A 20,067-nucleotide genomic window follows, 5' to 3' on the forward strand; every position below is an offset into this window, starting at 1 on the left:
TGCCCAACTGTTGCTTTTATAGCCCTTATGGTATAATACTTGGGATATAAATTATGGAGGGATACCGATGACAGAAATCAAAAAACAAGAAAAGAATAAAGTGTACTTTGACGTGGTCGTACCCGCGGCCGAAATCAAGGAAGCGGAGACCAAGATCTATAAAAAGAACAAGAACTACTTCAACGTTCCCGGTTTTCGGAAGGGACATGTGCCCAAGAAGATTATCGAGCAGTTCTACGGCGAAGGCATCTTCTTCGAAGACGCGTTGAACGAAATTCTGCCCAAGTACTACGAAAAAGCAGTCGAAGAATTGGACCTGAAGGTCATCGACCAACCCAATGTGGAGATCGACGAAGAGACCTTTGACCGCAACAAAGACGTCACCGTGCAAATCGACGTGGACGTGCGTCCCGAGGTCACCCTCGGCGAGTACAAGGGCGTCGAAATCGAAGCCGTACCCACCGAAGTGGGCGAAGAGCTGATCGACAACGAAATCGACAAGCAAAGACATCTGAACGCGCGCCATATCAACATCGACGACCGCGCCGCCGAAGAAGGCGACAAGGTCAATATCGACTTTAAGGGCGAAGTCGACGGCGAAGCCTTTGAAGGCGGAAGTGCGGAAGATCAGGAACTCGAACTCGGTAGCGGCTCCTTTATCCCCGGCTTTGAAGAAGGCATCGTGGGACACGAAGTCGGCGACGAATTCGACATCGACGTCACCTTCCCCGAAGACTACTTCTCCGAAGATCTGAAGGGAAAAGAAGCGGTATTCCACATTACGCTCAATTCCATCGGTCGCGAAGAGCTGCCGGAATTGGACGACGAATTTATTAAGGACATCTCCGAATTCGACACCGTCGAAGAATATCGCGAAGACATCCGCACCAAAAAGACCGAAGAGGTCGTAAACAACGCCAAGAACCTGCGCGCCAACCGCGTACTGGAAAAAGTGGCGGAAAATATGCAGGTCGAACTGCCGCCGGTCATGGTCGATGCGGCCATCGAAGAGCAAATTCGCAATATGGATTACAATATGCGCTCCCAAGGCATTCAACTGGAACAATATCTGGGTATGCTCGGCCAGGATCTCGACGAATTTAAGGCGAGCATGCGTCCCGACGCGGAAAAAGAAGTCCTCAAGTCCCTCGCACTGGAAGCGGTGGTCGCAAAAGAAGGCTTTGCCGTCGACGACGAAGAGATCGAAAAAGAAGCCAGAGAAATGGCGAAAAACTATTTCAAGGGCGACGAAGATAAACAAGAAGAGATGGTCAAGACCATGCTCGAAACCAATACCGACGCTTTGCGCGGCGATCTGGAACGCAGAAAAGCCGTCGACTTTTTGGTAGAACATGCCGTAGAAGTCGAAGCGGAAGAGAAAGACGAAGAAGAAACAACAGAAGCATAAACGAGGCCTCGGGCCTCGCATAAGGAGGCAATCATGGCATTAGTACCTATGGTCGTAGAACAGACCAATCGCGGTGAGAGAAGTTACGATATTTATTCGAGACTGCTCAAAGACAGAATCATCTTTTTGACCGGAGAGATCAACGATCAGATCGCCGATTTGGTCGTGGCACAACTCCTGTTTTTGGAGTCCGAAGATCCCGATAAAGACATTCAGATCTATATCAACTCCCCGGGCGGTTCGGTGAGCGCGGGCTTTGCCATCTACGATACCATGCAATATATCAAACCCCACGTCTCTACCATTTGCGTAGGCCTGGCGGCATCGATGGGGGCATTTTTGCTCCTCGCTGGCGAAGAAGGCAAGCGCTATGCGCTCCCCAACGCCGACATTATGATCCACCAACCCTTGGGCGGCGCCCAAGGACAGGCGACGGATATCCAAATCCACGCGAAGAAGATTTTGAAGACGCGGGAACAGATGAACAAGATTATCGCCGAAAGAACCGGACAACCGCTGGAAAAGGTGGAAACCGACACCGATCGGGACTTCTTTATGTCCGCCGAAGAGGCGAAGGCCTACGGCATTATCGATGACGTCATCGAAAAACGTAAATAGTTAGGAGCATTCATGTCGAAAAATTCGGACGATTTGCGCTGCTCTTTTTGCGGCAAATCGCAACAACAGGTAGAACGCCTCATCGCAGGCCCGAATGTGTATATTTGTAATGAATGCATCCGCCTGTGCGATGAGATTTTGGAAGAGGAATCGCGCATTCGCGAGATTCCCCGCGAGGAAAAGCTGCCCACCCCGGCGAAGATCAAAGAGACCTTAGACGATTACGTCATTCGCCAGGAACGCGCCAAGCGCTCCTTGGCGGTGGCGGTATACAACCACTATAAGCGGATCGGCAATTTGGACCGCGCCCAGTCCGACGACGGCGTAGAGATCCAAAAGAGCAACATCCTTATGGTCGGCCCCACCGGAAGCGGCAAGACCCTTCTCGCGCAGACCATGGCGAAGATCTTGGATGTACCCTTCGCCATCGCCGACGCCACCTCTCTTACCGAGGCGGGCTATGTGGGCGAGGACGTAGAAAATATCATCCTCAAGCTGATTCAGGCGGCGGATTACGACATCGAAGCCGCCGAAAAGGGCATCATCTATGTCGACGAGATCGACAAGATCGCCCGCAAATCCGAAAACGTCTCGATCACCCGCGACGTAAGCGGCGAGGGCGTGCAACAGGCCCTCCTCAAGATGATCGAAGGTACCGTCGCCAATGTGCCGCCCCAAGGGGGCAGAAAGCACCCGAACCAGGAATTTATCCAGGTGGATACCACCAATATCCTGTTTATTCTCGGGGGCGCCTTCGACTCCTTGGACAAAATCATCGAGGCGCGCATGGGAAAAGGCGGCATCGGATTCGGTACGGAAATCAAGCGGAGCAAGCACGACGAGATCGACCTCTTAAAGCATCTCGAAGGCGAAGACCTCTTAAAATACGGCTTGATTCCCGAGTTTATCGGCCGTCTGCCGGTTACCGTGACCTTAGAAGAGCTGGACAAGGACGCGCTGGTGCACATCCTTACAGAGCCCAAAAACGCCCTGGTCAAACAGTACGAAGCGCTGTTTGCCATGGACAATGTGGAACTGGAATTCGAGGAGAGCGCATTGGAAGCCATCGCCGAAAAGGCGATCGTCAAAAAATCCGGTGCGCGGGGCCTGCGCGGCACCATCGAAGAGGTGATGATGGACACCATGTTCGAGATTCCCTCCTTCGAAGACATTCGGCGGGTCATCGTGACCAAAGAGAGCGTAGAGGGAACGGAAGACCCCGTTCTAATCAGAGACGAGCCCTTACAGAAGACCTCGTCGGACCAATAAGGGAAAGGCTCACTGCGGTGGGCTTTTTTGTATAAGGAGTATCTATGGCAACAGTAAAAAAACGAGAGGCATTTCCCCTGCTCGCCCTTCGGGACATGGTCATTCTGCCCCACGTCATCACCCACTTCGACGCCGCGCGCAAAAAATCCGTCGCCGCCATCGAGCGGGCGGATGCCGGGGACGGCTATCTGTTTTTGACCACCCAAAAGGATCCCGACGTGGAAGAGCCGGAAATCGACGACCTGTACGAAATCGGCACCCTGGTTAAGATCAACCAGATTCTGCGCCTGCCCGGCGACATCGTACGCGTGCTGGTGGAAGGCCATGCGCGGGGACGCATCGTCGCGTCGGATTTTTCCGACAGCTATATTCGCGCGCAAGTCGATGTCTTCGAGGAAGAAGAAGTAGACATGGACGCCGAAATGGAGGCGCTTTTGCGCATGGCAGAGGCGGATCTCGACGAATATATCGAAAAAAACAACAAGATCTATCCGGGACTTTTGGATTCGGTGATTAATTACGACACCCCGCAGACCTTTGCCGATACCGTGGCGGGCTATGTCAATTTACGGGCGGAAGACGCCCAGTCGGTTCTCGATGCGATCGACATTAAGGCGCGGCTCACCACTCTGCATATGGTGCTTTCGCGCGAGATCGAGCTTTTAACCATCGAAAACGCCATCGACGACAAGGTAAAGCGGAATATGAGCCAGAGCCAGAAGGAGTACTTCCTCAAAGAGCAGATGAAGGTGATCCGCCGGGAACTGGGCGAAGGCGGAGACGAGGAAGAAGAGATCGACAATTACCGGGAAAAGCTCGAGGAAAAGGCGCTCCCCGACGCCGTGCGGGAAAAGGCCGAGAAGGAACTGCAGAAGCTCGGCCGCATGAACAGCGCCTCCCCCGAATACGCGGGCATCACCAATTATTTGGATTGGGTCCTCGATCTGCCCTGGTGTGAAGAGGCCGAGGAGGACTACGAACTCGCCGAGGCCCGAAAGATCTTGGACGACGAGCACTACGGGTTGAAGGACATCAAAGAGCGGATCCTCGAGTTTATTGCCCTGCGCAAAAAATCCTCCAATGCCAAGTCGCCCATTCTGTGCCTGGTGGGTCCGCCGGGGGTCGGCAAGACCTCCATCGCCGCCTCTGTCGCCAAAGCGCTGAAAAAGCCCTATGTGCGCATGAGCTTGGGCGGCATGACCGACGAGAGCGAAATTCGCGGCCACAGACGCACCTATATCGGCTCTATGCCGGGGCGGGTGCTTACCTTGATGAAGCAGGCGAAGAAGAACAACCCGCTCTTTCTGTTGGACGAGATCGACAAGGTGGGCAACGACTACCGCGGAGACCCCGCATCGGGCCTGTTGGAAGTATTGGACCCGGCACAGAACAACACCTTTACCGACCGCTATATGGAGGTGCCCTTCGACCTCTCCAAGGTGTTCTTTATCACCACCGCCAATACCACCAAGACCATTCCCGCGCCGCTATTGGACCGGATGGAGATCATTCGCCTCGGCGGCTACACCCCCGAGGAAAAGCGCGAGATCGCGACGCGCCACTTGTGGCCCAAGCATCTCAAGGACGTGGGCTATGATCCCGAGGAGATCACCATCTCGAACAATGCCGTCGACACCGTAATCGAAAGCTATACGGGCGAAGCGGGCGTGCGCATGCTCGACAAGGAACTCGCGAAGATCGTCCGCAAGGTGACGCTGGAATATCTGGAACGCGACAAAAAGCGCGTGCAGATCACCAATCGCAACTTGAGCAAGTATCTGGGCGAAAAAAAGGCGCTGCGCGATACGGTGGAAGAGGAAGATCTGGTGGGCTATGTAAACGGCCTGGCGTGGACCTCGATCGGCGGCGTGCTCTTGGGGATCGAAGTCAATATCGTCCCCGGCAAGGGCAAAATGCAGCTTACCGGCCAGCTGGGCGATGTCATGAAGGAATCCGCACAGGCGGCGCTCAGCTATATTTGGAGCAAGAGCGAAGAGATCGGCATTCCCGCCGACTTTAAGGAAAAACACGACATCCACATCCACGTTCCCGACGGCGCCACTCCCAAGGACGGCCCCAGCGCCGGGATCGCCATGACCACCGCACTCTATTCGGCGCTGACGGAAAAGCCCGTAAACCGACTGGTCGCCATGACCGGCGAGGTCACCTTACGGGGGCGCGTGCTCCCCATCGGCGGCCTCAAGGAAAAGCTCCTCGCCGCCCAGCGGGCGGGCGTCAAGACCGTGCTCATCCCCAAGGCGAACGAGCGGGAGCTCAAGGAAATGGATTCGCCTTCGATCGCGCGGCTTACGATTATCCCCGTCGAAAGCATGGAAGCAGTCATCAAAGAGGCGATTGCCGATGGTCATTAAACAACTGGAGCTCGAGCGCGTCGCCGTCAAGGCGGCGCAGTACCCCGCGGCGGATCTGCCGGAGTTTGCGTTCTGCGGACGGTCCAATGTGGGAAAGAGCAGCTTTATTAACGCCATGTTCGGCCGAAAAAACCTCGCCCGCACCAGCGGCAAGCCGGGCAAGACCCGCACCATCAACTTTTATCGGGTCAACGACGCATTGCGCTTCGTCGACCTGCCGGGCTATGGCTACGCCGTGGCGTCGAAGAAAGATATGGACGCCTGGGCGAAGACCATCAACGAATACCTGGCCGAGCGCGAGAATCTTTCGGAGCTGATCCTCCTGGTGGATATGCGCCATGCGCCTTCGGCAAAGGATCGGCAGATGTACGATTGGATCATAGAGAGCGGATTTGCCGGCATGGTGGTGGCCACCAAGGCGGACAAATTGTCGAACAATCAGCGGCAAAAGGCCGTTTCTGTCATCAAGAAGACGCTCTCCATAGAAAACACGGATCTGATCTTTCCCTTTAGCGCCGTCGACAAAAAGGCGGTGCCCGAACTCTGGGACGTCATCGAAAATATGGCGGAATTTCATCGAAAACGGCAATAAAAAACGGCGTGTTGTAGAACACGCCGTTTCTGTATTTCTTAGTCGACTTTTTCGAAGTCTTCTTTGCCTGCGCCACAGAGGGGACATACCCAGTCTTCGGGAATGTCTTTAAAAGCGGTGCCGGGCTTTACGCCATTGTCCGGGTCGCCTTCTGCCGGGTCGTAGATGTATCCGCAAACTGTGCATTCGTATTTTTCCATGAATAGAACTCCTTTCAAAAGTTAACTCTTTGTCTTACTCCTTTTATACCCTCGAGACCGAAATTCTAAAACCGAAAATTTAAAACCGAAGGGAAAAATATTTTACGCGCTCGTCCGAAGACCGAAACAAATCGCCGCGCAGGGACCGAAAAGAAAACAGAAAAGAATAAAAAAATAATTCCGTATAAGAAGCACAGAATTGGGTACAATAAAAATAGAATTAGGGGTGAAGTTTTGAAAGAGCTAAGAACCATCGAGGGATCTGTCGAGAGCGATATGCTTTCGCTGCGCGGCTTTATCGCCGAAGCCATGCGACAGGTATCCTTTTATATTTCAGATATAGATTTACAGTACGACATTCGGCTGATCATCGACGAGCTGTTGTTGAACGGCGCGCAGCACGGCAATGATTGGGACAGCGACAAAAAAGTATATCTGCTCGTGGAACTCGGTCCCGAGACCGTTTCCATCGTCGTGCGGGACGAAGGGCGCGGCATCGACACGGTGCGAGAGGCCTTCGATTGTTCCAGCACGCGATGTAACGGGCGGGGTCTGTTTTTGGTGGAATCCATCTGCGAATCGGTCCGATACGAGGGCAACACCATTCGCTGTCATATGAATATTTAGTGCGGCATCTTTTACAAACGCGGCCGTTGCTGTATAATAGATAAGTTAGAGGATTGGCTTGACCGATCCTATTTTTATGGAGGCTTTTGCCGAGAAAGGAATTGTATGGAATCCAGGGAAATCAGAAATATCGCCATCATCGCCCACGTCGACCACGGAAAGACCACATTGGTCGACGTATTGCTCCGCCAGTCCGGGGTGTTTCGGGACAACCAGGTCGTCGCCGAGCGGGTTATGGATTCCGGCGACATCGAAAAGGAGCGGGGCATCACCATTCTTTCAAAGAATACCGCCATCCGATACGGGGACACGAAGATCAACATCATCGACACCCCGGGCCACGCCGACTTCGGCGGCGAGGTAGAGCGGGTGCTCAAAATGGTATCGGGCGTGGTGCTTTTGGTCGACGCCTTTGAAGGACCCATGCCCCAGACCAAATTCGTCCTCAAAAAGTCCTTTGAATTGGGCCTCGATTTGATCGTCTGCATCAACAAAGTCGACAGAGACGGCGCCCGTCCGGACGAAGTGGTGAACGAAGTCCTGGATCTGTTTATCGAACTCGGAGCCGACGAAGACGTGCTCGACTCTCCCTTTATCTTCGCCTCGGCGAAACAAGGTTGGGCGAGCGAAGACGCCGAAACCAAAGGGGAAAATATGAAGCCCCTGTTCGATGCGATCCTCGAGCACATCGACCCGCCCACCGGCGATGTCGATCAACCCGCGCAGCTCTTGATCTCGACCATCGACTACAACGACTATGTGGGCCGAATCGGCGTCGGCAAGATCGAAAACGGAACCATCGACAAGGGCGACGAAATGCTCCTCGTAAACGCCGCCCGGCCGACGCTCAGACGCAAGGTGAAGATCAACAAGATCTTCGAATTCGAAGGTTTGGACCGCGTCGAGACCGATGGCTCCTCCGCCGGCAATATCGTCGCGGTGACCGGAATCGAATCCATCAATATCGGCGACACCATCACCGATCCGGAACACGGCGAGGCGCTGGAATTCGTCAAAATCTCCGAGCCGACATTGGCGATGACCTTCTCGGTCAACAACTCTCCCTTTGCCGGCAGAGAAGGGGAATTCGTCACCTCGAGACAGCTTCGCAGCCGCCTTTACCGGGAGCTGGAGACCGACGTGAGTCTCAAGGTCGAAGACACCGACTCCACCGATGCCTTTAAGGTCAGCGGCCGGGGCGAGTTGCACCTTTCGGTCTTAATCGAAAACCTGCGCCGGGAAGGCTACGAATTTCAGGTTTCCAAGCCCGAAGTGCTGTTTAAGGAAATCGACGGCAAGCGCCACGAGCCCATGGAAAAAGTCACCATCGACGTGGGGCAGGAATTTATCGGCTCCATCATCGAAAAACTCGGCCGCAGAAAGGGCGAGCTGCTCACCATGCAGGAACCCAGCGGCGGGTACAGCCGTTTGGTATTTCGCATTCCCGCCCGCGGCCTGATCGGCTATCGCCAGGAATTTATGACCGACACCAAGGGCAACGGCATTATGAACTCCGAATTCGAAAACTACGCCCCCTATAAGGGCGACATTCCCCGCCGCAAGACCGGCTCCATCATCTCCTTCGACACCGGCGTGGCATCCGCCTACGGTCTGCACAACGCCCAAGACCGCGGCGATCTCTTTGTAGAGCCCGGCGAAGAAGTGTATGCGGGCATGGTGGTGGGCTCTTCCCCCAAGGGGCTCGATCTCGAGGTGAGCGTCACCAAAACCAAGAAGCAGACCAACGTCCGCGCCGCCGGCAGCGACGATGCGCTGCGCCTTTCTCCCATCGAGGACCTGAGCTTGGAAGAGGCGATCGAATTTATCGAAGACGACGAGCTGATCGAGATCACCCCCAAGTCTTTCCGCATTCGAAAGACCATTCTCGATTCCAACCGGCGGTACAAATCCAACAAGAACAAATAGGAGGGCAGTATGTCGAAGGAAAGAGCCTATGCATTCTTAGAAAAAAAGGGCCTCACGGCACATTTCATAGAAACCGAAGACTCGACCGCCACCGTTTCTATGGCGGCAGAAGTCCTGGGCGTTACCGAAGGCGAGATCGCCAAATCCCTTACCTTTCGCGACAAAGACGGCACGCCGATTTTGATCGTGATGGCGGGGGACAAGCGGGTCGACAACAAAAAGTTTAAGGCGACCTTCGGCACCAAGGCGAAAATGCTGTCGCCCGAAGAGGTGGCGGACGAAATCGGCCACGAAGTCGGCGGCGTCACGCCCTTCGGCGTAAAGGAAGGCGTAAAGCTCTATGTCGACGAGAGCCTCCGCGCCTACGACATCGTCTACCCCGCCTGCGGCTCGGCCTACGCCGTCTGTCGCTTTCGCCCCGATGAATTGATCGAAGCCATAGACGCGGACGGCGCGGTGGATGTGGCAAAGTAGAAGGAGGTTCTCCCTCTCTTTGCTATTTGTTGGATATTGTCTGTTATACTCATAGCAAAGGAGGAGAGAAATGGATACCGCTTACGGATTTATCGACGAAAGACGGGAGAAAAAGCGCAGAAAGAGACGGCGTCGCCGCATCCGCCGCCTGCTCGTATTCTTTCTCCTGATGGCGTACTTATTTTCTAACGGCACATTGCAAAGACTGTACTACAAGACCGACGGCGCCCGGGTAGAAGACGTAGTGAGCGCCGCCGAGGGTTCCGTCGCCTATGCGCGGGACCATATGCCCGACATACGGGAATGGGTGGCCGATACCATCGGACATGTGGCGCAGAGAATGTAATGCGAATAAAAAACAAAAGTGCTTCGGCCTTTGCCGGAGCACTTTTATTTTTGCCGCACTCTCTTTTTGAACCAATGCGCCGTCGGCGTATCGGCACAGAGAAGCGCTTCGGGCGTGCCTTCAAAGAGCAGATGCCCGCCGCGCCTTCCGCCTTCGGGGCCCAGTTCTATGATCCAATCCGCCGCGGCGAGAAAGCGGAGATTGTGTTCCATAATGATCAGGCTGTTGCCCCGATCGACTATTGTGTCGAACAGGCGCAGAATATGCTCCGCATCGCGGGGGTGGAGCCCCGTGGCGGGTTCGTCGATCAGATAGATCTTGCCCTCGTATTGTAGGCGGCTCGCGAGTTTTAAGCGCTGCAGCTCGCCGCCGGAAAGATCTGCCGTCGATTGTCCCAGCCGCAGATAGTCGAGGCCCACGGCCTCCAGGGTCTTCAAGCGGTGCAATATCTTGTCGTTTTCGGCGATGGCAAGGGCCTCTTTGGCGGTGAGGCGCAAAAAGTCGACGATGTTTTTGTCGTGGTAGGTATAGGAAAGCGCCTCGTCGGAATATCGGAGGCCGCCGCAGCTTTCGCACACCAGCTTTACGGGATCGGCAAAGGCCATATCCGGTTCATGATAGCCCTTTCCGCCGCAAACCGGGCAGGCGCCCAGGGAATTAAACGAAAACAGTCCCGGATCTTCGCCGGTGGCCTTGGCGAATACCTTTCGGATGTCGTCCATAATGCCCATATAGGTCGCCAGGGTAGAGCGGGAGGAAATGCCGATGGATTTCTGATCGATCCGCACGGTGTCCTCGCTGTGCGCGGGGTAGAAGGCATTGAGAATTAAGGAACTCTTGCCCGAGCCCGAAACGCCGCAGACGGCGACGAAAACGCCTTTGGGGATGGTAAGGGATAGATCCTTGAGATTGTGCACCCGGGCATTTTTGATTGAAAACGCGTCCTTCGCGCTGCGATACGACGGCTTGAGCGCGAGGGGCCGGTTGCGATAGACACCCGTGGGCGTCTGTTTGGGGAGGCGTTCGGGCGGCCCCTGAAAGAGCAGCTCGCCCCCTTCGTCGCCGGCGCCGGGGCCCAGTTCGATCAGTTCGTCGGCGGCTTCGATCACCATGGGATTGTGCTCCACCACCACGACCGTGTTGTGCTTATCCACCAGATCCCGCAGCACCTTTACGAGCCCCGCCACCTCGCTCGCGTGCAGGCCCGCGGTGGGTTCGTCGAAGATAAAGGTAAGATTGTTCAAACTCGATGCCAGCTGGCGGGCGATCTTTACCCGCTGCGATTCGCCGCCCGAAAGCGTCGCCACCGCGCGGGAAAGGCGCAGATAGCCGAGCCCCAGGCGGATCAGATGTCGCGTCGTCTCGGCGGCTTCTCTGGCGATGGGCGTGCCCAGCGGGTCGTCCACGGCATCGAGCCAGCGCACCAGTTCGGTGAGTTCCAGTTCGTTGACTTCGACGATATGCTTGCCCGCGACCTTCGAAGTCAAGAGCTTGGGATTCAGCCCGCTTCCGCCGCAGGTCGGGCAGGTGCTGTGCCGGGTCATGGCGAGTACGTCGTCGCGATCGACTTCCTTCAGATCCGAAATATCGCGGTTCACATACAGCCGCTCGAAGCGCGGCACCAGGCCGTCCCACTTCGCCTGATGGGGACCGTTTTTGGTATGAAAGGGCATAATCACATATTCCGCGTCCTCGGGGCCATAAAAAAATAGCCGGCGCTTCTCTTCGGGCCAGTCGCGGATCGGCAGATCGGGATCAAAGGTGCCGCCGGTGATCATCCAACGCCCCTGCCAGCCGGAAGGGGAAAGCGGCTTAAAGCGCACCGCGTAGTCGCGTAAGGACTTGTCTTCATCCACCAATTTCGAGAGATCCGTCTCGACAATCAGCCCCTTTCCCGCACAAGTCGGGCAGCGGCCTACAGGGGATTTTTTCGAATAATCGGTCGCAGAGCCCAACGACGGCACCGCCGCCCGGGAAAATAGCAGGCGAATCAGCGGGCCGATTTCGGTATAGCTCCCCAGATCGGAGCGGGCATTGGCGCCGATGGGCCTCTGTTCCACTACCAAGGCGGGGCTCAGATTCCGAAGGGACTCCGCCTCCGGGCGGGGAAAGAGCGGCATATGGCGCCGCAGATACTGGGAAAAATTGCGCGTCATTTGCCGCCGGCTCTCCGCCGCCAAGGTGGAAAACACCACCGAACTCTTGCCGGAGCCCGATAGACCGCAAAAGACGATCAGCTTTTCTTTGGGAAGAGACAGACTGATGTTTTTTAAGTTGTTCTGCGTCAGTCCCTCCAAAATGATTCGATCTTCCATGGTTCCTTCTTTCTGTTTCTGTATGGGATACATTTCACCTATACCCGAAGCAGGGTTTGGTACGCGTCGGCAAAGGCGCCTCGAACGCGCGCGGGCGAATTGCAAAAGCGGCTTTGCTGTGGGAAAATGATACGAGGAGGCGCTATGTTTACTTTCAGAAAAAAGCCGAAGACCGTATACGAAAAGGTCGTAAAAGACATCCCCTTGGATTCCGCCGAGGACGGCAGCTACGAACTCGCCGTCCTAAAAGGCGAAGAGACAGTCCAAAGCGTGTCCACCGACGCCTTGGACGTGGGCATAATGGAATACTTTGCCCGGGAACCCTTCAGCATTCCACACATCGAAAACTACTTTCGCAAGCACCGCGCCATGGAGGCAAAATCCCATTTTGAAAACTGGCTCTACGCCTTTGACCAAATGGACCGCCCTTTTTTGGGCCTAAGCATCCTCCTAATGCGCGACAGCGAAGTAACAGAAGCCGTAAAATTCGGCATATACCTGACCCAATTCACTGACCTGAGCCACAAGACGCAGGCGCGGAAAATCGTAGAAGAATTGGGGCGACACGACGCATTCAGCTACTACGCCCTCGACGCCCTCTTGAAGAGCGCCGATTCCACCCACGCATTTTACGAATTGGGATCGACGCTAACGGGCCGGGGCAAAGAAATTTATGAGACCATGGCGAAGGCGCTATTGGAGAAAGGACGAAAATGAAACTGGGAATCGTACAAGATATGGAGCTCGTGCAAAAGGGAAAATACCTCTGGGCGAGAGAAGGAGAAAACGAAGTGCCGATCCACGGAAAAATGCGCGCAAAAGACGGCGAGATCCGACCGGTATTTTTGTATAGGGAAAACAACGGGCAAATCGCCGGCATGCTCGAAACCCCCTATATTCAGGTGGGGGAGGTAAAGCGCCTCAAAGTATTGGATAAGTCCAAAATCGGCTACTTCGTCGACATCGGCGCGCCCAAGGACATTCTGCTGCCCTTCTCCGAGGCCACCGAGCGCATCGCCGAAGGAGAGCGCTACCTCTTTACCATGTATGTGGACAAATCTGAGCGTTTGGCGATGAGCATGCAGATCAAAGACGCCCTACGGACCGACAGCCCCTATAAGCGCGGCGATACCGTAAAAGGCACCGTCTACCATACCGGCGACATGGGCGCCTTGGTGGCGGTGGACGACACCTTCGACGGCATGGTGCCCAAGCAGGAGCTCAAGGGCATATACCGCGCGGGAGATGCCGTAGAGGCGCGGGTACAGACCGTCCTCGACGACGGCAAACTCACCCTGAGCCTCCGCGACTACGCTCATATCGAAATGCAGCAGGATTCCGACGTCCTCTACGATATGATGGGCGAATACGGCGGCGTCTTGCCCGTGGGCGACAAATCCGATCCCGAAGAGATTATGCGCATCACCGGCCTTACGAAAAAGGCATTCAAGCGCGCCGTCGGAAAACTCTACAAAGAAGGCAAGGCCGTGCCCGGCAAACAAGAAACGAGACGCAAATAATGGAAGTTTTCGATCATGCGGAACTCGAAATCGTCGACTACGACCATAGGGGAAGGGGAATCGGCAAGGTAGACGGCGCCGTCGTCTTCCTCGACGGCGGCCATATCGGCGATGTGGTAGAAGTCGAAATCACCAAAAAGAAAAAGCGCTTCTACGAGGCGCATATTCTCCGCACCCTAATAAAGTCGGCCTTGCGGGCCAAAAACCCCTGTCCGTACACCGACTGCGGCGGCTGTGCGTTTCTGGAACTCTCCAGAGAGGCGGAACTGGCGTGGAAGAAAAAGCGCATCGAAGATGCCCTGGCGCGCATCGGCGACGAGCCCACACACGTCGAGGACGTCCTGGTGCGGGGCGGCGACAGCGCCTACCGAAACCATATGCAGTTTCATGTGCGCGACCGCAAACTCTGCCTCTACGGCAAAAACGGCGAATCCGTGCCGGTAAAGCGCTGTATGATGCAGACCGATAGCGGCAATCGCATCCTCTTCGCCCTTACGGGACAAAAATTCTTGGACGCCCTCTCCTTTGTGGGGATCCGCACCAATCGGGCGGGCGAAGTGCTCCTGATCCTCGTAGCGGATCAACCCTTGCGCGAAAAAACCAAAACCGCCGCCGTCGCCTTTGCCGTAGAGCACGGCGTAAGCGGCCTCTACTACTCCGAACGCAAATCGAAAAAGGGCCACTACGGAGAACGCCTCACCCATATTTATGGAAAGGCGGCCATTACCGAAGAACTCGCAGGCTACCGCTACGGCATCGCCGGCACCAACTTCTTTCAGGTAAACCCCGAAGGCGCCGAAGCCATCATCCGCGGCGTCGCCGATGCCGTCAAAGGCGCGGATACCGTCGTAGAACTCTACTCGGGCATCGGCATGATCACCCTGCCCCTGCACGAGGAGGCAAAAGAAGTCGTCGGCGTCGAAATCTCCGCCGATTCCGTCGACTACGCCCGCAAAACCGCCGAAGAAAACGGCGTCAAAAACGTTCGCTACATCGCCGGTGCCGCGGAGGACATACTGCCTCGATTGGTAGAAGAAGGCCCCATCGACGTCATCGTATGCGATCCGCCCCGCGCGGGCCTGCATGAGACCGTCGTCAAGAGCATACAAGAAGCCGCTCCCGCCAGCGTCATCTACGTCAGCTGCAACCCCGCCACCTTGGCGCGCGACATTCGCCTGCTGGGCGATGCGTATCGGGTAGAGCACGTGCAACCGATCGATATGTTCCCGCGTTCGGCCCACGTTGAGAGTATAATTCTGATGACGTATTGTGGTTTGGAGAGTGAAAAGTAGAGGTCGACCACAACATATAGTGGTTCAAGAGTGATTTTAGAGCAAAAAATGAGCGAAAAAACACCGTTTTTTGACCCCTATTTTTGGGGTGCTTTATAGATGACATAGGGTAAAAAGAGTGATGACATTATAAAGGTGGAAAAATTGATGGCTCAGAAAGAGGGAGAAATAATCCTCTGGGATGATAAGAATTTTATATAATCTAATGTAGTGGTAGTTGTTTTGAAACAGCTACCACTATAGTTTTTTAATAGTTTGAAATTTTATTTCAAACTATTATAGAACCTACAACAATTGTGTATTTAAAAAAAGTTTGTATAGAAATCACCCTTTTATGGTTCTAATGTCGTAATAGATGGTTTTGAGATATTTTAAATAATATAAAAAAACACCTGAATAAATTCTCATATAACTATTGACACAAGAGAAAAACAATAATATAATAAATATACAACGTATGAATGCTTGTCCAAGTATTCAGATGAAATGATTTAAAAGGAGGTCATAATATGACTAAAAAATTTAATTCAATTGAAAGATGTGACTGCAATGTAATTCATGAGGATATTGTAAATCAAGTTAGAGATAAAATGCCTCAAGAAGAAAGCCTTTATGATCTAGCAGAATTATTTAAAGTATTTGGAGATTCAACACGAATCAGGATATTATGGGCTTTACATGAAGCTGAAATGTGTGTTTGTGATATCGCTGTATTACTTAACATGACACAATCAGCAATTTCCCATCAGTTGAGAGTCTTAAAACAAGCTAATTTAGTGAAAAACAGAAAAGAAGGCAAAGTAGTATATTATTCATTAGTTGATGATCATGTAAGAGAAATATTTGACCAAGGTCTAATTCATATCAACGAGAAGTAGTAATGCGGTAGAATAGAATATTTTTTGAAGATATTTGGGAATATATTTAAGTCTTCATTTCAAATGAGCAATGCTTCAAGAAAATCTGAAAAAGACTTGTAGTATTCAAAATAAAATTACAAATAACATTTAGGAGGATTTAATAATGAAAAAGAAATTTATACTTGAAGGTTTAGATTGTGCAAATTGCGCGGCAAAAATGGAAAAGGCTATTAATGAGCTTGATGGAGTGAAAGAAGCTACTGTTAACTTTATGACCACAAAACTCGTTATTGATGGTGAGGATGAAAAAATGCCAACAATAATAGCAGAGGCCGAAAAAATAGTTAAAAAAATCGAACCCGATACAACTATGAAAAAGGCTTAAAGGAGGCTATTTAGTATGACAAAACGACTATGGCGAATAATTATTGGTGCAGCCGTGTTAGCTACAGCAGTATTGCTTAGTTTAAATAACGAATGGTTACAGATTGCTCTCTTTATAATAAGTTACATTATTGTAGGTGGAGATGTTGTAAAAAGAGCTGTAAAAAATATTTTTAAAGGTCAAGTTTTCGATGAAAACTTTTTAATGAGTATTGCAACAATTGGTGCATTTTTTATTGGTGAGTATCCTGAAGGTGTTGCAGTTATGCTGTTTTATCAAGTTGGAGAACTGTTTCAAAGCTATGCAGTTGGCAAGTCGAGAAAGTCAATTGCAAGCCTTATGGATATTCGACCAGATTATGCAAATGTTAAAAAAGGTGATGAACTTGTCAAAGTTGACCCAGATGAAGTACAAATTGGTGATATTATTGTAATTAAAGCAGGAGAAAAAATTCCTCTTGATGGCAAGGTAATTGAGGGAAGTTCAATGATTGATACATCGGCACTAACAGGCGAATCTGTTCCTCGTGAAGTAGAAGTTGGAAGTGATATCCTAAGTGGGTGCATCAACATTAATGGGGTTATTACAGCAGAGGTTACCAAGGAATTTGGAGAATCTACTGTAAGTAAAATTCTTGATTTAGTTGAAAATGCAAGTAGTAAAAAATCCAATTCAGAACAATTTATTACGAAGTTTGCGAGATATTATACACCGGTTGTGGTTATAATTGCAGTTTTTCTAGCTATTATACCACCTCTTGTTATAGACGGGGCGACTTTTAGTGATTGGATATATAGAGCACTAGCATTCCTTGTGGTATCCTGTCCGTGTGCTTTAGTTATTTCAATTCCTTTGAGTTTCTTCGGTGGAATAGGTGGAGCCTCAAAAAAAGGTGTTTTAGTCAAGGGTAGTAATTATTTAGAGGCATTAGCAGAAACTGAAATTGTTGTTTTTGATAAAACTGGAACACTAACGAAAGGTGTATTTAATGTACAGGAAATTCATCCAGAAGGAGTTTCCAAAGAAGAGCTACTAGAATTAACTGCACATGCGGAAAGCTATTCCAATCATCCGATTTCACTTTCACTGAAACGTGCATATAGCAAAGAAATAGACAATGGACGTATTTCAGATGTAGAAGAGATATCAGGTCATGGTGTTATTGCAACAGTAGATGGCAAAAAGGTTATGGCAGGAAATATCAAACTTATGAAAAAGATGGATATCCCTTATTTCAAGGGAGAGCTGATCGGTACTGTTGTACATGTTGCTGTTAATAACAAGTATATAGGTTACATTGTAATTTCCGATGAGGTAAAGGAAGATTCAGCACAAGCAATCAAGGAACTTAAGGCAGCTAATATTAAACAAACAGTTATGTTGACAGGTGATAATAAAAGTATTGGTTCAAAAGTTGCTAAAGAGCTTGGTCTTGATAAGGTTTATGCAGAACTGTTGCCAGCAGACAAAGTTGAAAAACTAGAAGAATTATTATCGCAAAAATCTAAAAAAGGTAAACTTGCCTTTGTTGGAGACGGAATCAATGATGCACCTGTATTAGCTCGTGCAGACATTGGAATAGCAATGGGTGGTTTAGGTTCTGATGCGGCCATTGAAGCTGCTGATGTTGTGATTATGACTGATGAGCCATCGAAAATTGCTACTGCGATGAAGACTTCTAAAAAGACACTAAAAATTGCAAATCAAAACATAGTATTTGCAATTGGAATAAAAATAATTGTTCTTATTTTGAGTGCTTTTGGAATAACTACTATGTGGGCGGCTATATTTGCAGATGTAGGTGTAACTATCATTGCAGTATTAAATGCTTTTAGAGCTTTGAATGTAAAGAATCTATAAACTATTTTTCCTATTCACCCCTTGAATGATATCGATAATTGACGATACAATCAAGGGGTATTTTTTAATTTAAAAACTATAAATGAAAATTGGTTGGGATTTACCTTGAATTAAATGGTTTTAAAGATGTGGAGGTTATGTAATTGAAAGTTATTGATGAATGTTGCTGTGAATGTATCACACAAAATTTAAATAGAACAAAGGAGAGTTGCCCTGTCTGTAATAATGAAGGAGTAACAGTTAGTAGGATAACCGTTGAACACTTGGTGACAGATGATTATCGTAATGCTGTTGATGGAGATCAATATAAGATATGCATGAATGAGGACTGCGACGTTATTTACTATAACTTAGATAAAGAAATAAAATTCTTAAAAGACCAAGTTAGGGTTCCTATCTGGTTTAAGAAAGATGCAGATCCTAAGTATGCTTGTTATTGCAGCAAAGTCACAGAAGATCAGGTAATTGAAGCAGTTGTAAAGCATGGTGCGAAAACCGTTAAAGAAGTAAATGCCATAACTGGAGCAATGAAAAATCCGCATTGTAAGGAAAACAATCCTTTGGGGGTATGTTGTCATAAGATTATTCAGGAAGCCATTGATAAGGGATTAACCATGAAATGATTTGAGTTGATATGTTCTCACGAACAGACAAAACCGTTGATATCTTCCCACAAACGAGAGCCAATGTTGGATATGTTTCCAACTACGAGTGTGGATATGTTCCCCTTAACCATAGGGGTTGAGAACGCAGTTTTGATAGCTATCAAGGCAACTCGAAACATGTTGAAGCCCTAACCCTGCTATCGCGCGATTAGCAAAGCTAATCGATGCGAAGCAGAGGTACCAAAGGCATTAGTTTTTCTTAGCCAATCGCTACGCTCTTGGAGAAAAACTGAATAGGCCTCACGTGTGCCCTGTGGGCATGCCAGACTTTCCCAAAGAGAAGCGAGTGAATAACGAACTTCAATTGGTGAAAGCTACGGCTGAGGCTCTAGTATTGATGACAAGGGAATAGAGGGTTAGAGGCTCTGTAAAGCTTGAAATCAATAGGTTTATGAATTTTGAACTAAATAATCATATTATTAATTTTTTTATTAAAAGGCTAAGCAGCATTAAAAATAGTGAATGAGATGATTCAATATTAGATAAATAATCTTTGTTCGATCTAATCTTATGTATATACAATCTTCGTAGTTTGAGTGGATATCTATTATCATACTTGACAAAATTTGATAATTTAAGTAGAGTTTAAATAATACTTAAAAGAAAGGTTGGAAAATTGTGAAATTATTTCTTCAAATGTCTCCATTGGCAACTGCCAAGGCAGAATGTGTGTGCAATCACTTTTGATTGACTATAAAAATTAAATATTTTGAAAGGAGAAATAATGGAAACAATAGTATCCGCTTTATTAGTTTTTGTCTCTACATCAATTGACTACTTAGTTGTTTTGACTATTTTATTCGCCAGTCAAGGCAAAGAAGGTTTAAAATCAATTTATGCAGGACAGTATTTAGGTACAGCACTGCTTGTACTGATTAGTCTTATTGCCGCTTACTTTTTAAATTTTATTCCACAAGATTGGATTATAGGTCTCCTTGGTCTAATTCCACTAGGTCTTGGTATAAGAGCAATTTTTGTGGATGAAGATATTGATGAAGAAGACATCGAGGGAAAAATTACCGGAGATGGATCAAAAATCTTAGCATTTACAAGTTTAACAGTGGCAATGGGTGGAGATAATTTAGGAATTTATATCCCCTATTTTACAGGAAAGAGTTTGATTGAGATTAGTATAAGTTTAGTAATATTTGCGTTAGGAATTTTGATACTATGCAAATTATCTCACAATCTCGCTTCAATATCTGCTATCGGAGAGACTGTAGAAAAGTACGAAAAAATAATAGTACCAGTCGTGTTTATTGGACTCGGTCTCTATATATTGATTGAAAATGGAACGATTAATTATCTCATTTCCCTAATTGCAAGTTAATAATCTAT

Annotated in this window: 19 protein-coding genes; 17 read left to right on the forward strand and 2 right to left on the reverse strand. The window is 49.9% G+C overall.

What is annotated here, in order from left to right:
* Nucleotides 1–67: 67 nt before the first annotated feature.
* From tig to yihA, 5 genes are read left to right on the forward strand one after another with little or no spacing between them, the layout of a single operon-like run.
* Entirely contained in the window at nt 68–1,408 is a 1,341-nt protein-coding gene (gene tig, locus QO008_RS06725; RefSeq protein WP_126465745.1) for a trigger factor, read from the forward strand.
* Nucleotides 1,409–1,441: 33 nt separating this feature from the next.
* Entirely contained in the window at nt 1,442–2,026 is a 585-nt protein-coding gene (clpP, locus tag QO008_RS06730) for an ATP-dependent Clp endopeptidase proteolytic subunit ClpP (RefSeq protein WP_126465744.1), read from the forward strand.
* 12 nt (nt 2,027–2,038) lie between these two features.
* Complete coding sequence (gene clpX, locus QO008_RS06735; RefSeq protein WP_307385285.1) at nt 2,039–3,295, forward strand: ATP-dependent Clp protease ATP-binding subunit ClpX; 1,257 nt, start codon at nt 2,039–2,041, stop codon at nt 3,293–3,295.
* A 44-nt stretch (nt 3,296–3,339) separates the two neighbouring features.
* Nucleotides 3,340–5,667, forward strand: coding sequence for an endopeptidase La (gene lon, locus QO008_RS06740; protein WP_307385287.1), 2,328 nt, complete (start codon nt 3,340–3,342; stop codon nt 5,665–5,667).
* Complete coding sequence (yihA, locus tag QO008_RS06745; protein WP_126465741.1) at nt 5,657–6,259, forward strand: ribosome biogenesis GTP-binding protein YihA/YsxC; 603 nt, start codon at nt 5,657–5,659, stop codon at nt 6,257–6,259. The genes lon and yihA overlap by 11 nt, the downstream gene beginning before the upstream one ends.
* 38 nt (nt 6,260–6,297) lie before the next feature.
* Here the strand turns inward: yihA and rd are convergent, their stop codons facing one another.
* A complete protein-coding gene (rd, locus tag QO008_RS06750) occupies nt 6,298–6,459 on the reverse strand; it encodes a rubredoxin (protein WP_126465740.1) in 162 nt (53 codons plus the stop codon).
* A gap of 234 nt (nt 6,460–6,693) precedes the next feature.
* Between rd and QO008_RS06755 the strand changes: the two genes are divergently transcribed.
* The 4 genes from QO008_RS06755 (at nt 6,694) to QO008_RS06770 (ending at nt 9,832) form a co-directional block, all read left to right on the forward strand.
* Nucleotides 6,694–7,086, forward strand: coding sequence for an ATP-binding protein (locus tag QO008_RS06755; RefSeq protein ID WP_126465739.1), 393 nt, complete (start codon nt 6,694–6,696; stop codon nt 7,084–7,086).
* 105 nt (nt 7,087–7,191) lie between these two features.
* Entirely contained in the window at nt 7,192–9,012 is a 1,821-nt protein-coding gene (typA, locus tag QO008_RS06760; protein WP_307385290.1) for a translational GTPase TypA, read from the forward strand.
* A 9-nt stretch (nt 9,013–9,021) separates the two neighbouring features.
* Entirely contained in the window at nt 9,022–9,486 is a 465-nt protein-coding gene (locus QO008_RS06765; RefSeq protein WP_307385292.1) for a YbaK/EbsC family protein, read from the forward strand.
* A gap of 70 nt (nt 9,487–9,556) precedes the next feature.
* The gene (locus QO008_RS06770; RefSeq protein WP_126465736.1) at nt 9,557–9,832 is read left to right on the forward strand and encodes a hypothetical protein; all 276 of its coding nucleotides are present in this window, start codon (nt 9,557–9,559) and stop codon (nt 9,830–9,832) included.
* 44 nt (nt 9,833–9,876) lie between these two features.
* Here QO008_RS06770 and QO008_RS06775 read toward each other — a convergent pair whose 3' ends face one another.
* Nucleotides 9,877–12,147, reverse strand: coding sequence for an ATP-binding cassette domain-containing protein (locus tag QO008_RS06775; protein ID WP_307385295.1), 2,271 nt, complete (start codon nt 12,145–12,147; stop codon nt 9,877–9,879).
* Between the two features lie 144 nt (nt 12,148–12,291).
* Here QO008_RS06775 and QO008_RS06780 point away from each other — a divergent pair, with 144 nt between their 5' ends.
* From QO008_RS06780 to QO008_RS06815, 8 genes are all read left to right on the forward strand, one after another.
* On the forward strand, nt 12,292–12,864 hold the full coding sequence (locus QO008_RS06780) for a hypothetical protein (protein WP_126465734.1): 573 nt from the start codon (nt 12,292–12,294) through the stop codon (nt 12,862–12,864).
* Nucleotides 12,861–13,667, forward strand: a complete 807-nt coding sequence (locus QO008_RS06785; RefSeq protein WP_126465733.1) for a CvfB family protein — start codon at nt 12,861–12,863, stop codon at nt 13,665–13,667. Before QO008_RS06780 ends, QO008_RS06785 begins: the two co-directional genes overlap by 4 nt.
* The gene (rlmD, locus tag QO008_RS06790) at nt 13,667–14,959 is read left to right on the forward strand and encodes a 23S rRNA (uracil(1939)-C(5))-methyltransferase RlmD (RefSeq protein ID WP_307385298.1); all 1,293 of its coding nucleotides are present in this window, start codon (nt 13,667–13,669) and stop codon (nt 14,957–14,959) included. Before QO008_RS06785 ends, rlmD begins: the two co-directional genes overlap by 1 nt.
* Nucleotides 14,960–15,468: 509 nt before the next feature.
* A complete protein-coding gene (locus QO008_RS06795; RefSeq protein WP_003145044.1) occupies nt 15,469–15,837 on the forward strand; it encodes an ArsR/SmtB family transcription factor in 369 nt (122 codons plus the stop codon).
* 145 nt (nt 15,838–15,982) lie between these two features.
* A complete protein-coding gene (locus tag QO008_RS06800; protein WP_003145146.1) occupies nt 15,983–16,204 on the forward strand; it encodes a cation transporter in 222 nt (73 codons plus the stop codon).
* A gap of 15 nt (nt 16,205–16,219) precedes the next feature.
* Nucleotides 16,220–18,064 (forward strand): heavy metal translocating P-type ATPase, encoded by a 1,845-nt coding sequence (locus tag QO008_RS06805; RefSeq protein WP_307385320.1) that lies wholly within the window; start codon nt 16,220–16,222, stop codon nt 18,062–18,064.
* 143 nt (nt 18,065–18,207) lie between these two features.
* Nucleotides 18,208–18,687 carry a Csac_0668 family 2Fe-2S cluster-binding (seleno)protein gene (locus QO008_RS06810; protein ID WP_126465724.1) on the forward strand — a complete coding sequence of 160 codons (480 nt, stop codon included), beginning with the start codon at nt 18,208–18,210 and terminating at the stop codon, nt 18,685–18,687.
* A gap of 766 nt (nt 18,688–19,453) precedes the next feature.
* Nucleotides 19,454–20,059, forward strand: coding sequence for a CadD family cadmium resistance transporter (locus QO008_RS06815; RefSeq protein ID WP_307385323.1), 606 nt, complete (start codon nt 19,454–19,456; stop codon nt 20,057–20,059).
* Nucleotides 20,060–20,067: the final 8 nt, after the last annotated feature.

Source organism: Aedoeadaptatus ivorii, assembly GCF_030815095.1.
GTDB classification, from domain to species: domain Bacteria; phylum Bacillota; class Clostridia; order Tissierellales; family Peptoniphilaceae; genus Aedoeadaptatus; species Aedoeadaptatus ivorii.